The 13170-nt window shown below is 72.8% G+C and carries 12 protein-coding genes; 9 read left to right on the top strand and 3 right to left on the bottom strand.

All coding sequences use genetic code 11. From position 1 onward, the window contains the following. Positions 1-7: 7 nt before the first annotated feature. Positions 8-532, top strand: coding sequence for a GNAT family N-acetyltransferase (locus tag AB0C26_RS37635; protein WP_360257601.1), 525 nt, complete (start codon positions 8-10; stop codon positions 530-532). Positions 533-537: 5 nt separating this feature from the next. Here AB0C26_RS37635 and AB0C26_RS37630 read toward each other — a convergent pair whose 3' ends face one another. Further along, positions 538-1107, bottom strand: a complete 570-nt coding sequence (locus AB0C26_RS37630) for a VOC family protein (RefSeq protein WP_360257599.1) — start codon at positions 1105-1107, stop codon at positions 538-540. Positions 1108-1366: 259 nt separating this feature from the next. On the opposite strand from AB0C26_RS37630, the gene AB0C26_RS37625 reads away from it, so the two are divergent. Then, positions 1367-1993 (top strand): hypothetical protein, encoded by a 627-nt coding sequence (locus tag AB0C26_RS37625; protein WP_360257597.1) that lies wholly within the window; start codon positions 1367-1369, stop codon positions 1991-1993. Here AB0C26_RS37625 and AB0C26_RS37620 read toward each other — a convergent pair. Next, positions 1970-2578 carry a hypothetical protein gene (locus AB0C26_RS37620; RefSeq protein WP_360257595.1) on the bottom strand — a complete coding sequence of 203 codons (609 nt, stop codon included), beginning with the start codon at positions 2576-2578 and terminating at the stop codon, positions 1970-1972. The two genes, AB0C26_RS37625 and AB0C26_RS37620, sit on opposite strands and share 24 nt — an antisense overlap. A gap of 191 nt (positions 2579-2769) precedes the next feature. Here AB0C26_RS37620 and AB0C26_RS37615 point away from each other — a divergent pair, with 191 nt between their 5' ends. From AB0C26_RS37615 to AB0C26_RS37595, 5 genes are read left to right on the top strand one after another with little or no spacing between them, the layout of a single operon-like run. Beyond that, positions 2770-3225: a hypothetical protein gene (locus AB0C26_RS37615; RefSeq protein WP_360257663.1), complete on the top strand. Its 456-nt coding sequence runs from the start codon at positions 2770-2772 to the stop codon at positions 3223-3225. Beyond that, positions 3225-4553, top strand: a complete 1329-nt coding sequence (locus AB0C26_RS37610; protein WP_360257592.1) for a hypothetical protein — start codon at positions 3225-3227, stop codon at positions 4551-4553. The genes AB0C26_RS37615 and AB0C26_RS37610 overlap by 1 nt, the downstream gene beginning before the upstream one ends. Beyond that, positions 4550-5830 carry a VWA domain-containing protein gene (locus AB0C26_RS37605; protein ID WP_360257590.1) on the top strand — a complete coding sequence of 427 codons (1281 nt, stop codon included), beginning with the start codon at positions 4550-4552 and terminating at the stop codon, positions 5828-5830. The genes AB0C26_RS37610 and AB0C26_RS37605 overlap by 4 nt, the downstream gene beginning before the upstream one ends. 11 nt (positions 5831-5841) lie before the next feature. Further along, positions 5842-6954, top strand: a complete 1113-nt coding sequence (locus AB0C26_RS37600; protein WP_360257587.1) for an AAA family ATPase — start codon at positions 5842-5844, stop codon at positions 6952-6954. Then, positions 6951-9701: a DUF5682 family protein gene (locus AB0C26_RS37595; RefSeq protein ID WP_360257585.1), complete on the top strand. Its 2751-nt coding sequence runs from the start codon at positions 6951-6953 to the stop codon at positions 9699-9701. The genes AB0C26_RS37600 and AB0C26_RS37595 overlap by 4 nt, the downstream gene beginning before the upstream one ends. Before the next feature lie 542 nt (positions 9702-10243). Here the strand turns inward: AB0C26_RS37595 and AB0C26_RS37590 are convergent. After that, positions 10244-11305 (bottom strand): TDT family transporter, encoded by a 1062-nt coding sequence (locus AB0C26_RS37590; RefSeq protein WP_360257583.1) that lies wholly within the window; start codon positions 11303-11305, stop codon positions 10244-10246. Between the two features lie 171 nt (positions 11306-11476). Between AB0C26_RS37590 and AB0C26_RS37585 the strand changes: the two genes are divergently transcribed. Together AB0C26_RS37585 and AB0C26_RS37580 are read left to right on the top strand one after the other, a co-directional pair. Continuing rightward, entirely contained in the window at positions 11477-12412 is a 936-nt protein-coding gene (locus AB0C26_RS37585) for a LysR family transcriptional regulator (RefSeq protein WP_360257581.1), read from the top strand. Between the two features lie 79 nt (positions 12413-12491). After that, on the top strand, positions 12492-13157 hold the full coding sequence (locus tag AB0C26_RS37580) for a class I SAM-dependent methyltransferase (RefSeq protein WP_360257578.1): 666 nt from the start codon (positions 12492-12494) through the stop codon (positions 13155-13157). The last annotated feature ends 13 nt before the right edge of the window (positions 13158-13170 follow it).

Here is a 13170-nt window from a genome sequence, read left to right as displayed (position 1 = left end):
TGGCCCGATGCGAATCAGGGCAGCGCTTCCGGCCGACCTTCCTTTCCTGCAAGAGATCGAGCGCGCCGCGGGTGAGGGCTTCCGCGCGATCGGCATGGCCGCGATAGCCGACGACGATCCACCCTCGATCGAGGTCCTCACGGACTACGAGCGGGCCGGGCGGGCGTGGGTCGCGGCCGATGGCGGTCCGGTCGGCTATCTCCTCGCGCGGCTCGTCGACGGCGACGTTCACGTGGAGCAGGTGTCGGTCCATCCGAGCCGGCAGGGCGAGGGAGCCGGCTCGGCGCTGTTGGAGCGGGCCGAGCAGTATGCGGTGGAGTGCGGCGCGAAAGCGCTGACGCTCACGACGTTCGCCGACGTGCCCTGGAACGCGCCCTACTACCGCCGGCGGGGGTTCGCCGTGGTCGACGAGGGTGAGCTCACGCCGGGCCTGCGGGCCGTGCGGGAGCACGAGGCCGCGGCCGGCCTCGACCGCTGGCCCCGCGTCACCATGCGGCGGCCCGTCGGGCGCGATCAGCCCCGGCCGCCGTGAGCCGGTCAGAGCACATGCTGGCCGTACATCTCGCCCAGCGGGTCGGCGATCAGCTCGATGCGGGCGCCGTCGGGGTCGCGGAAGTAGACCGAGACGCCGCTGTGCACCTCGTGCTCGACGCCGGCCCCGGTCAGGCGGCCGACCAGGGCGTGCCATCGGGCCGGCTCGACGCTGATCGCGATGTGGTGCAGGCCGCCCAGGACCTCGGCGTACGGGCCGACGTCGAGGCCGGGGAAGTCGAAGAAGGCGAGGAGGTTGCCGTTGCCGATGTCGAAGAAGAAGTGTGACGAGCCGGGGTAGTCCCGGTTCTCGATCAGCTCGGTCAGGGGGAAGCCCAGCACGTCCTGGTAGAAGCGGATGGTGCGCTCGACGTCGCTGCTGATCAGGGCGGTGTGGTGCAGGCCGCGGGCGGTCGAGGCGGGCCGGGCGCCGGCCGGCTTGAGGTGAGCCTCGCGCAGGCGGGCGCGCTCGGCTTCGCGAGCGGCGACGGCGGGATCGGCGGCGGAGGCGGGGCCGCCGGCGGGATCGGGGGCGCCGGCGGGATCGGGGGCGGCGGCGGGATCGGGGGTGGTCATGGCTCGACTCTAGGGGCCGGGGGACGTCAGCGGATGCCTTCCGCGCGGAGGCGGGCGGCCAGGGCGGCCGCCTGGTCGAGCATGACCTCGGAGACGCGGCCGACATCATCAAGGGTTTCGCCGGCGGCCTGAAGGGCTGAGGCCCCCTATTCGGAGGAATGAATGAAACGCTTCACCGTGGCCACGTCGGCCCGGTTGCTGACCTTGGCCGGATGCTCGACCGGCGGCGGGAACGCCGCGGGCGACGACAGCGTCGCGGGTGCGCGAGGGCGACGAGCGGTCGGACAACCCGTACTCGGCCGGTCCGATGTTCGTCCTCTCCGAACAGGAGATGAACTACCACCTGCTGGCGGGGATCTACGCGGCGATCCGCTCGGCGGCGGCCCGGCGCGGGCTTTCCGTGCGGCACGCGCCGCCCGTCACGCCGGAGCGGATCGAAGGCATCACACGGTTCTTCACTCGGCTGCGGGCCGAGATCGGCGTGGGGCTCATCTATTGGATGGACACCTACTGGCCCGTGGAGACCGAGCGCGCGGCGTGGGGGATGACCGACGAGGCGTACGCCAATCTCGACGCCGTTCTGGTGTCGACCTTCGCGGTCATCGTCGAGCGGACGCAGATCGTGCCGAACGTGCGCAGCAAGGCGGCGCTCCGCGGGCCGCGGGTCATCTTCGGGCTCGACTTCGTCGATCCCTGGTACTGGTACCGGACGCACCTCGACGATCGGCGGACCTACCGCTATCAGCGTGAGGTGCTGGTGGCGGAGGCCGGATCGATCGACGGGGTGTCCTATTTCGCGAACGACACGTTCGGCCATTTCGTGCCTCGCCGATGGCTCGACGAGACGCTTTCGGTGGTCAGCTCACTTCACGATCCGAAGATGTGAACGCTTGCGCGGCGCCGGTTTCTCGTCCTCGTGGAAGACCTCGTCGAGGCGGTGGCGCAACGTCTCGCGGTAATTCTCGCCGGGCTTTTGGCGCGGCTCCTTCTTGAGCAGCCCTTTCGCCACGACGACCGTGACGGCGACGGCCAGGAAGTCGCGGATCACGGCCCAGCCGGCGGTGCCGAAGGTGAAGTCGGCGGGGACCATGACGCCCTGCAGGACCGCCCCGGCGACCGCCGCGACGGCGGACGCGCCGGCGAGACGGCTCAGATCGCCCTGGACGCCGTGCCAGTACAGCGGCAGCCAGCGGTCCAGCAGCCAGGCGAACAGCACCGCCGGTACCACCTGCGGGATCGCCTGGGTCACGCCGTCGAGCAGGGTGCCGGTGCTGGGGACGAGCGCGGCCAGCACCAGCATCACCAGGGCGTCGAAGCGGCGCGGGCCGTGCGCGCCCTGGGCGACCAGCCAGACCGCGCCCACGGCGGCGGCCGGCCAGAGCGCGCCGTCGAGCGCGTGCCCGGCGTACAGGGCCAAAAGGTAGAGCAGGGCGAACCCGGCCGAGCGGGCGCCGTAACGAGCGAGGCTCACGGCATGTACCTCCGAGACCGGCCCCGGGGGGAGGGACCGTTCCGCGAAGATCGGCAGCTCGCCGGCCGAGTTGAGCCTGGTGGCGAAGTTTTGTCGGACCCATCCGATAGAACTACCGCACCTGTTCGTGAGGAGGATCGGTTGTGACAAGCGAGGGCGCCGCGTTCGAGCGGCGCAGCACAGCCCCGGTCATGGCGCCCGTGCGGGCGCGCAAACTGGCCAAGGTGCCGTTCGTGGAGCTGTCCGAGGGACGGCTGCAGGGTGTGGTCTCGAGCGGGTCGGACGTCGAGAGGGTCTACGTCTCGTCGATCACCGCGGCCGAGCACGGGCTGAGCTGCAACACCAACAACAACCGTCCGTGCGGGGGCCTCGGCGGTGGCGCCCGCCCCTGCAACCATCTGAAGGCGCTGCTCGAGGCCGCCGTCGCGCAGTACGGGGTGGAGCGCGTGGCCCGCTACCTCAAGGTCGAGCCGCCGTCCGGCGAGACCGACCTGTGGCCCGCCCTGCGCCCGGTGGCCGCGCCGCAGCGGGCGGCCGAGGTGTTCAGCGGCTTCCTGCGCCACCTGGCCTACCTCGAGGTGCCGCCGACCACCGAGCCGCTGCCCGACCTCCAGTGGTTCCCGGCGGCCAGTGCGGCGGTGCGCTGATGCTGTCCGACGCGCTGCGGGCCCGCCCGGCCGGGCTCGACGAGGTCCTTTCCCTGGTCGACGGCCTCGACGACGCCCTCGTGCACGGGCTGGCCCGGCTCGACGACGAGCGGGCCGCCGCCCTCGAGGCCGTGGCGGGCGCCTTCGACGGGTCACCGCTGGCCGGCCGGGCCGCCGACGCGATCGGCAAGATCGTGGCCGGCACGGTGACCGACGACCATCTGGCCGCGCTCGCCGGTTGCCGGGTGGCGCTGCTCGGCGCCGCCCACGACGCGCTGGTCGCCGGGTTCGACGCGGCGAGCGGCCGCGCCCGCGAGCCCTGGGCGGCCCCGGGCGGCCCGGCCGGGGCCGGCCATCCGGTCGCGGGCAGCCGGTCCTGGCTGCGCGAGCTGGCCATCGCGGGCTGGCGTGGCGTCGACCACGAGCTGGCCGCGGGCGGCGCCCCGACGGTGCGGGCGCTGCTGGCCGAGCCGTCCGGCCGCCGCCTGGCGGTGCTGCTCGACGGGTTCGGGGCCGAGCTGCGGGCGGCCGCCCCGGTGGCCACGCTGCCGCGGGTGCCGGTCCGCCGCTGGGCCGACCTCTGGACCCGGGCGCTGGTGCTCTCGCAGGACGGCCTGCCGGCCGAGCCGTCGGCCCCGGCCGGTGGGCGGCTGCTGATCCTCGGTGCCGACCTGCACGAGCATCCGACGGTGTTCCGCTGCCAGGTGCACGGCCTGCTGGAAACCGGAGCCGGCGTCCGCCTGGTCCGCACGAGCGTGGCCGCGGCCAAGGTCGACACGATCAGCGGCCCGTCCGCCTGGCGGATGCTCGGCGCCTTCCCGATCCTGCTGGGCGCGCTCGCGGAGCACCGTTCCGTCGAGGTGTCGCAGATGACGCTCACCGCGAGCGGCGACCTGATCTGGGACGAGAGCCGCGCGGCGCCGGGGGAGCCGGCCGACCCGTTCACCACGGCCCGGGTCCTGCTGGCGGGCGCCGTCGCGTCGGCCACGGCCCCGCTCGACCGGCATCCGGCCGCGATCGCCGAGCCGGTGCTGCTGGCGGGCGGCGAGTTCGAGGCCGACACCGACCGGCTGCCGGCGGCCGGGCCGCTCACCCCGGAACTGGTCGCCGGGGCCTCCGCCGTGCTGGGGCTGCTGCGCTTCGACGGCGTGCGCTGGGTGGTGCAGCCGCTCGCCGTGCAGGCGACGGTGCGCAAGAAACCGGTCGTGGCGCACAGCGGCGACTGGGCGCTCGGTCCCACCGACGCCAAGGCGGCCAAGGCCGAGGCGGCCGCCGGCGGCGCCGTCGAGGTGCTGCGGGAACGAGCGGGAAGGCTGCTGCGCAAATGACGGCGGACAACCGGCGCGAGGTCCTCTACTGGCGGTTGCTGGCCCGCCTGTTCGACCCCGAGGAGCAGGCCGCGCTCGAGTCGGCCAGCGTCGCCATCGTCGACGACGCCGGTCTGCCGCCGGCGCTGCTCGACCCGGGCACCTCGATCGACAACCTGGTGCAGCGCCACCCCCACCTGGCCGCCGAGATCGACGGCCTGATGAGTGATCCGGACGGCGATCGGACGGGCGAGGTGCGCCGGGCCGCGCTCGCGTCCAAGCTGCTGCTCAACGTCTTCGACACCGGCACGGGCGACGTCAGCGCCGGCCGGCTCGCGCGCTGGCAGGCCGACGCCGGCTGGTTCGAGCGGGCGCTCGGGCACGAGCCGGGGCAGTCGCGCGGCCGGGCCGAGGGCAAGGTACTGGCCGGCATCGAGGGTGACCTGATCAAGCGGATGCGGCTGCGCGAGGTGCTGGCCGACCCGCGCCTGGCCGCGAAGCTCACGCCCAGCATGTCCCTGATCGATCAGCTGCTGCGCGACAAGAACAACCTGGACGGCGTCGCCCTGGCCAACGCCAAGCGGCTGATCCGGCAGTTCGTCGACGAGGTGGCGGCGGTCCTGCGTACCCAGGTCGCGCAGGCCAGCGCGGGCACGATCGACCGCTCGGTGCCGCCGAAACGCGTGTTCCGCAACCTCGACCTCGACCGCACGATCTGGAAGAACCTGCCCAACTACAACCCCGAGGACGAGCGGCTGTACGTCGACCGGCTCTTCTACCGCCAGACGGCCAAGCGGGTCACCCCGGCCCGCATGATCGTGGTGGTCGACCAGTCCGGATCGATGGTCGACTCGATGGTCAACTGCACGATCCTGGCCTCGATCTTCGCGGGCCTGCCCAAGGTCGACGTGCACCTGATCGCGTACGACACGCGGGCGCTCGACCTGACCCCGTGGGTGCACGACCCGTTCGAGGTGCTGCTGCGCACCAAGCTCGGCGGCGGCAACGACGGCCCGGTCGCGATGGCCATGGCCCGTCCCAAGATCGCCGATCCGCGCAACACGGTGCTGGTGTGGATCTCCGACTTCTACGAGTTCGACCGCTCCCAGCCGCTGTTCGACGGCATCGAGGCGGTGCACCGCTCCGGGGTGCGCTTCATCCCGGTCGGCTCGGTGAACAGCTCCGGCACCCAGAGCGTGAACCCGTGGTTCCGCCAGCGCTTCAAAGATCTCGGCACCCCCGTGATCTCCGGAAAAATCCAGAAGCTCGTCGTCGAGCTCAAGAACTTCGTGGCATAGGGAGACTTCTGATGAGCGAGATGCTGCGGCCCCCGGCCGAGATCAAGTACGCCGACGAGCTGGACTGGCTCGAGTCGATCGACGACGGGCCGAAACCCTTCTCCTGGCGCCTGAGCCCCAAGATGGTGCGCCTGTTCATCCTCGGCTCCGAGCGCGCCGACGGCCTCGACCGCGAGATCGGCCAGAAATGGTACGGCGACCGCAGCTTCGTCGAGCGCTCCATCGTCACCCTCGCCTCCGACCGCGGACTGCTGCTCATCGGCGATCCCGGCACCGGCAAGAGCTGGCTGGCCGAGCTGCTGGCGGCCGCGATCAGCCGCAACTCCACGCTCGTCGTGCAGGGCACCGCCGGCACCACCGAAGACCACATCAAATACTCGTGGAACGTCTCGATGGTCATCGCCAAGGGCCAGTCCCGGGCCTCGATGATCCCGTCGCCGATCATGACGGCGATGGAGGGTGGCGTCATCGGCCGCTTCGAGGAGCTGACCCGCTCGACCAGCGACGTGCAGGACGCGCTGATCTCGATCCTGTCCGAGAAGTACGTGTCGATCCCCGAGCTCGACGAGGACAACATCGTCTTCGCCCGGCCCGGCTTCTCGATCATCGCCACCGCCAACAGCCGCGACCGGGGCGTCAACGACCTGTCCTCGGCCCTCAAGCGCCGCTTCAACTTCGTCCGGATCCCCGTGGTGACGAACAAGAAGAGCGAAGCCGAGATCGTCCGATTCCGTACGGAGGAGTTGCTGCGCCGCCACAACATCGAGCTCGAGGTGCCGCCCACCCTGCTCGACGTGCTCCTGCAGAGCTTCGCCGACCTGCGCGCGGCCGCGAGCTCGGCCGGCAGCGACGACGAGAAGCTGGAGTCGGCGCTGTCCACCGCCGAGCAGATCGGCGTGCTGGAGGACGCGATCCTGCACAGCAACTTCTTCGGCGCCGCCACGCTGACCGCCGAGACGCTGGCCGGATCGCTGGTCGGCTCGCTGGCCCGGCGCAGCCCCGAAGACCTGGCGATCCTGAACAAGTACTGGCACGGCGTGATCGAGCCCCGCAGCAAGGAGGACGGCGGCGAGTGGACCGGGTTCCTCGAGGGCGGGCGCCAGGCGATCGCGACCCTGTCATGAGCGGGCCCTTCGACCCGCTGCGGGCGCAGCTGCTGGGCGCGGCCGAGGCGCTGGCCGGCGGGCCGGCCGCCCTGCCCGACATCCTCACCGGCATGGTCGACGACGTCGAACACGCCCTGCGCGAGCCGTTGGAGATCTTCCCGGTCTGCCACCACTCGCCGGCCTCGGCGCTGGCCATGGTGCGCCGGCTCCGGGAGAAACAACCCCGGGTGATCTACCTGGAATTGTGCGAGGACATGGCGCCGCTCCTGACCGAGCTGCGCAACTGCCGGCTCCCGGTGGCGCTGCAGGCGTTCGCGTCGGAGCTCGAGGGCTTCCCGGTCGAGTCGGCGCCGCTCAGCGTCATCGCCCCGATCACCGAGAGCTCGGCGGAATACCAGGCCATCTCGTACGCCCTGGAGACCCCCGGCGTGCAGCTCGTGCTGGTCGACCGCTCCACCGACCACGTCTTCCAGTGGGCGCCGCGCGACGAGCCGGCCCCGCCCGGGCCGGCCGAGGAGGACCTGCACGGCGACGCGGTCGGCGTCGAGATCGGCGACCTGCGGCCGCGCTTCGCCGAGCTGGAGGAGCACCTGCTGCACCACGGCCGGGTCCGGCACTGGTCGGAGTGGTGGGACCAGTACGTGGAACAGCCGCTGGCCGGCGCCGACCACGACACGTACCGCCAGGTCATGGTCCTCATCGGCAGTCTGTTCCGGCGGCTGGCCCCGCACGACGGCGCCCGCTGGCGCAGCGACGAGGACCGCGAGCGCTACATGTGGACGCGCATCCGCGAACACCTGGCCGCCACCGGGACCGACCCGGCCGACTGCCTCTACGTGTGCGGGGCGTTCCACGCGGCGAGCCGTCTCCCCGAGGTCGGCTCGGCCCCCGGCACCCCGGACTTCGCGATCAGCCCGCGGACCGGCACGACGTGGCTCTACGGCCTCATCCCGTCCAGCCACTCGGCGATCGAGGCGCAGTTCGGCCTCGCGCCCGGCTCGGTCTCGATCGCGGCCGCCACCTGGCAGAAAGGGCTGACCAGGTCCCGGCTCACGCCGTTCGAGCTCGACGGGCAGAAAGGCGGCCGCAACAAGAAGGTCCGCAAGGCGCTGCCGCCGCCGCAGGCCGACCCGCCGCCGGCCGACCAGCTCACCGGGTACCTCTCCGGGCCGCCCACGCTCGACGGGCTCGACGAGGCCGAGTTGCGCGGCTGGTGCGTCGACATCGTCCGGCTGGCCCGCCGCAACGGATACCTGGCCAGCACGGCCGACGCGATCGCCGTCTTCGAGACGTCGGTCCTGCTCGCCGGGATGCGCGGGCGGGCCCGGCCCACCCCGTACGACTTCGCCGACGCCGCCGTGACCTGCATCGAGAAAGACGTCGTGCCGGGGCGGCGCGACGTGCGGCGGCTGTGCGAGATCCTGCTCGGCGGCGACCGGATCGGCCAGGTCGGCTACGACGCGCTGCCCCCGCTGGCCCGCGACGTGTTCGACCGGCTGGCCCCGCTCGAACTCAACCTCGAACAGCGCACGATCCAGCGGGCGCTGCTCGACCTGACCGCCCGGCCCGAACTGGCGGCCTGCTCCCAGCTGCTGTGGATGCTGCGCTACCTGCTGCCCGACCACGCGGTCCGCCCCATCATGGGATCACGCCGCCTGGGCGAGAAACACTTCCAGGAAAGCTGGGACCTCGACCTCGGCCGCCACCAGCGGACGATCATCGAGCTGGGGTACGAGGGTGTCACCGTCGAACAGGTGCTGGAACAGCGGCTGCGCCGCGCCGCCTGGGACTCCTCGGCCACGGCGGCGGTCGCGCTCAAGGCGGTCGAGGACTCGCTGCTGTTCCTGGCCAGCCCCCGGCTCACCGACGAGCTGGGCGCCCGCGCGGTCGAACTCCTCAAGGGCGAGCGCACGGTCGACGAGGCGCCGGTCGTCCTGCGCCGCGTCCGGCGGCTGCTCGGCCACTACCGGAGCACCGCCCCGGCGCTGCCGGCCTGGTGCGAGCGGTTCGTCACCGAGGGGTACGCGCACTACTGCACCCTGCTGCCGACCGCGTTCGTCGACGACGAGACCGGGGTGCGCCAGGTCGGAGCGATGCTCGGCTTCCTGTTCAGCATGGAGAGCCTGGCTCTGTCGCTCGGCTGCGACCGGGCCCAGCTCGAACTGGCGGTCCGCCAGTCCCATCCGGAATCGCCGGCCAAACTGGCCCTGCTCTGGTCGGCCCGCCACCAGCTCGGCGCCCTGCCGCTGCCCGAGCTGCGCTCGCGGGTCGAGGAACTGCTGGACAACCCGCTGGTGGTGCCGTCGGTCCCGCAGTACGTGAGCGGTTTCGTGCAGGCGCTGGAGCCGGTGCCGCGCCTGGCCCCGTTCGTGGTCGAGACGCTGTCCAAGGCCTTCGGCCGCCTGCCCGACCCGGTGCTGCTGCCCTGGCTGCCCACCCTGATCACCACGCTGCGCGACCAGGCGGCCGAGCTGGTACCGGTCCTGACCCGCGAGGCGGGCCGTACGTTCCCGGCCACGCTGGAAGCCCTCGACGCCTGGACCCCACCCTGGGACCGGCCGCCGCCGTCGGCACGGGCGGCCAACCGCCCCGGCGCGGGCCCGGCCGCGGCGCTGCTGGCGTCCCACCCCGCCACGGCCGACACGGTCGCCGAACTGCTCGGCTGCGCGGGCGAGTGGTCGGCTTCCGCGCCGCCCACCCCGGCCTTGCTCGCCCTGTTCCCGGAGTCCTCGACCGCGGTGGAGGCGCTTATCGGCGAACGTTGACCGCAGCCCTCACCGCATCTCCGCGCCGAGCCGCATCTCCGAGCCGCGCCGCGCCGTGCTGCCGCGTCGCGTCGTGCTCCCGCGTCGCGTCGCGTCGCGTCGCGCTGAGCTTCTGCGCTGTGCTGAGCTTCTGCGCGGTGCCGAGCTTCTGCGCCGTGCTGAGTCTTCGCGCCATGCTGAGTTTTCACGCCGCGCCGCGCCGCGCTGTGCTTCCGCGCCGCGCTGTTGTGCCTTCACGCCGCCCCGCGCTGTGTTTCTGCGTGGCGCCGTGTCTCCGCGCCGCGCCGCGCCACGCTGTGCTTCTGCTCGGCGCGGCGTCCTGGCCTATCGCCGCGCGGCGGACTGTTCCAGCGTGGCCCGGGGCTCTGCGTCAACGCTCTGGGGCGGCTCGCCTCAGCGTTGCGGGCTTGTGCCTGAGGCGGCTTGCGCCAGGGTCTCGGCGTGTGTGTGGGGCGTCTTGGCGGTGCGGCGGGTGTGGAGCTGGGGTGCGGGCGTCCATGGCGGATGCGGTGCGGCGTCTTGCGGTGTGCGCCGGAGCTGTCTCAGCGTTGCGGTGCTGCGGGGAGGGACAGGGTTCCGCGGAGAGCGCCTCGGGTGGTGCGGAGGGCTACCACTGTCCAGGCGGCCAGCAAGCCCGCGTAGAGCAGCGCGGCGGCTCCGGCGAGCATGTCCGAGCCGGTGTGCGTGGCCAGGGCCGACGTGCCGGTCACGCAGGTGCCGACGGGGAATGTGAACGACCACCAGGTCAGGCTGAACGGCAGGTGGGCGCGGGCCGTGCGGACGGTGATGGCCGTGGCCAAGGCCATCCAGAGCAGGGTGAAGCCCCACACGGGTACGCCGTAGACGACGCCCAGGACGCGCAGCGTGTCGGCGTACTCGTGGGGGAGGGCCAGGTGGGCGACGCCGCCGAGCAGGTTGAGGGCGGTGATCGACTGGCCGAGGGGGCCGAGGACGATCCACAGGGTCGGCACCATGCGGGCGGGGCCGACATCGCGGGTGGCCAGGCGCTGCCAGATCTGCGGGATCACGGCGAACGAGGCGATCAGGCTGACGCCGAACATCGCGTAGCAGGCGACCAGCAGGGTGAGTCGGGGCTGGCCGGCCGGGGCGTACGGGATGAGCAGCGCGCCCGTCGCCGCCGAGACCATCGGCGGCACCACGGGCATGAGCCAGCCGCCGAACGGCTCGCGCTCGCCGGTGTGGCGGGTGAACTGGAGGTACGGCACGGCGACCGCGGTGATCAGGCCGCCGATGGTGCCCGCCGTCCAGAGCACCCAGTCCGCGGCGAGCGCGGCCGTCTCGCCGATGACGTCCCGCCCGGCCAGCAGGGTTGCGGCGCCCACGGTCATGAGCGCCATCGGCGGCGCGCCGTAGAAGTGCGCCATGACCGGGTCGAGGTGGTGGCGACGGGCGACGGTGGGGTACCGCCGCCAATGCCGGGCCGTTGCCGCCGTCACGGCGACCAGCAGGACGACCGCGAGCACCCACCCGCCCACCGCGAGCAGTCGCAGGCCGGGCAGGCGCACCGGCAGCGACACCGCCGCGGTAGCCACGATGCCCGTGCCCATGACCGACGCGAACCAGTTCGGCCCGAAATTCGCCACCAGCGCCCCGAAAGGCCGGCCGGGTACCGTCCCGGGGGCGTCATCCGCCCGCCTGGCAACCAAAGGTGCTGTAGTCATGAGTCCACGATCGCGCCGCCCCGGACCAGCCGGTAGGTGGCCTGATCTTGTGGTCTCACAACCTGGGGTTGTACCCCGCTACCATGTCTCATTGTGGCCCTCAGCGCGCGCATGCCCGACCTGGCAGCTCTCGAACTCTTCCTCGCTGTCGCCCGGACCGGCAGTCTGAGCGCGGCCGCCCGGGAGACCGGCGTGTCCCAGCAGGCGGCTTCGGCGCGGCTGGCGGCGCTGGAGTCGCAGACCGGCATCCGGCTCGCCCACCGCACCACGCGCGGGGCCGAGCTGACCCCGGCCGGGGCGGTGGTCGCGCAGTGGGCCGACCGGCTGCTCACCCTCGCCCACGAGGTCGACACCGGGCTGGCGTCGCTGCGGGACGACAGCCGCAGCCGCATCCGGGTCAGCGCCAGCCTCACCGTGGCCGAGCAGCTGCTGCCGAGCTGGCTGGTCAGCCTCCAGGCCGACGCCGAACGGCGCGGCGAGCCCCCGGTGCAGGTGGTGCTCACCGCCACCAACAGCGACACCGTCATCGAGCAGGTTCGCTCCGGCGCCGCCGACCTGGGCTTCGTGGAAGGGCCGACGGCCCCGCGCGGCCTGCGCAGCCGCGTGGTCGCCCACGACGACCTGGTCCTGGTCGTCCCCCTGGCACACCGGTGGGCCCGCCGCCCCGACGGTGTCGACGCCGCCGAACTGGGGGAGACGCCCCTGGTCACCCGCGAGGCCGGCTCCGGCACTCGCGACTTCCTCGCCGCCGCCCTGCGCGAAGTCCTGGGCGGGGACTACACGCCGGCCCACCCAGCCCTGGAACTCTCCACCTCCGCCGCGGTACGCGCCGCCGTCCTGGCCGGCGCCGGCCCAGCCGCCCTGAGCCGTCTCGCCGTCGCCGACGACCTCCGCGCCGGCCGCCTCCGCCCCGTCCCCGTCGCCGGCCTCGACCTGCACCGTCCGCTGCGCGCCATCTGGTCGGGCTCTCGAGTCCCACCGGCCGGCGGCGTCCGCACCCTCCTCGCCCACATCGGCGCGCTCCCCTAGGACCGCCGGCGTCGACCACCCGGGCTGCCTGAAGCAGCATGCGAAGGCCGGCGGCGCCGCGGGGGGCCATCATGTCCCGATGAGCACTGACTGGCTGGCCTGGCATGACGAGTACGACGACCCGGACTCGTCGCTGTCGCGACGGTTGACGGTCGTTCGGGACTATCTCACGCGTGCGCTGTCCGAGGCGCCCGCCGAGGCGGACGGCCGCCGCCGGCTGATCAGCCTGTGCGCCGGCGACGGGCGAGACGTGTTGCCGATTCTCGCTCGGCACGATCGAGGGCACGCGGTGCACGCCGTGTTGACGGAGCTCGACCCTGAGCTGGCGGCGAGGGCGCGCGCGACGGCCACCCGGCTGGGGTTGCCGGGCGTCGATGTACGAACGGGTGACTCCGGTTCCGCCGGCACGTTTCTCGATGCGGCACCGGCACACATCGTGATGGCTTGCGGAGTGTTCGGGAATATCAGTGACGACGATGTGCGCCGGACCATCGCGGCGCTGCCCGCGCTGCTGGCCGAAGACGGCATCGTGATCTGGACGCGCGGCCGGGGCGGCCAGGACGTGGACCCGAGCGAGAGCGTCCGGGCCGATCTCGAAGCACACGGGTTCCAGGAGATCGCGTTCACCCGGCCGGACGATGCCCGGTTCCGGGTCGGCATGCACCGGCTCGCGACCGCACCGCCGCCCGGGCGGCTCACCGCTCAGGCTCAGCTGTTCAGCTTCGTGCCGAGACAGCGGGAATGACCTGAAGGGTCGA

It is taken from the genome of Actinoplanes sp. NPDC048796 (genome assembly GCF_040650035.1).
GTDB lineage: Bacteria > Actinomycetota > Actinomycetes > Mycobacteriales > Micromonosporaceae > Actinoplanes.
Note: the sequence above shows the minus strand (reverse complement) of the source record. Positions and strands in the feature narration are given on the sequence as shown.

What these genes read in the sequence shown, in the direction of transcription:
- AB0C26_RS37635 (WP_360257601.1), top strand. Translation starts at nt 8, where the DNA reads ATGCGAATCAGGGCAGCGCTTCCGGCCGACCTTCCTTTCCTGCAAGAG.
- AB0C26_RS37630 (WP_360257599.1), bottom strand. Translation starts at nt 1,107, where the DNA reads ATGACCACCCCCGATCCCGCCGCCGCCCCCGATCCCGCCGGCGCCCCC.
- AB0C26_RS37615 (WP_360257663.1), top strand. Translation starts at nt 2,770, where the DNA reads ATGGCGCCCGTGCGGGCGCGCAAACTGGCCAAGGTGCCGTTCGTGGAG.
- AB0C26_RS37610 (WP_360257592.1), top strand. Translation starts at nt 3,225, where the DNA reads ATGCTGTCCGACGCGCTGCGGGCCCGCCCGGCCGGGCTCGACGAGGTC.
- AB0C26_RS37605 (WP_360257590.1), top strand. Translation starts at nt 4,550, where the DNA reads ATGACGGCGGACAACCGGCGCGAGGTCCTCTACTGGCGGTTGCTGGCC.
- AB0C26_RS37600 (WP_360257587.1), top strand. Translation starts at nt 5,842, where the DNA reads ATGAGCGAGATGCTGCGGCCCCCGGCCGAGATCAAGTACGCCGACGAG.
- AB0C26_RS37595 (WP_360257585.1), top strand. Translation starts at nt 6,951, where the DNA reads ATGAGCGGGCCCTTCGACCCGCTGCGGGCGCAGCTGCTGGGCGCGGCC.
- AB0C26_RS37580 (WP_360257578.1), top strand. Translation starts at nt 12,492, where the DNA reads ATGAGCACTGACTGGCTGGCCTGGCATGACGAGTACGACGACCCGGAC.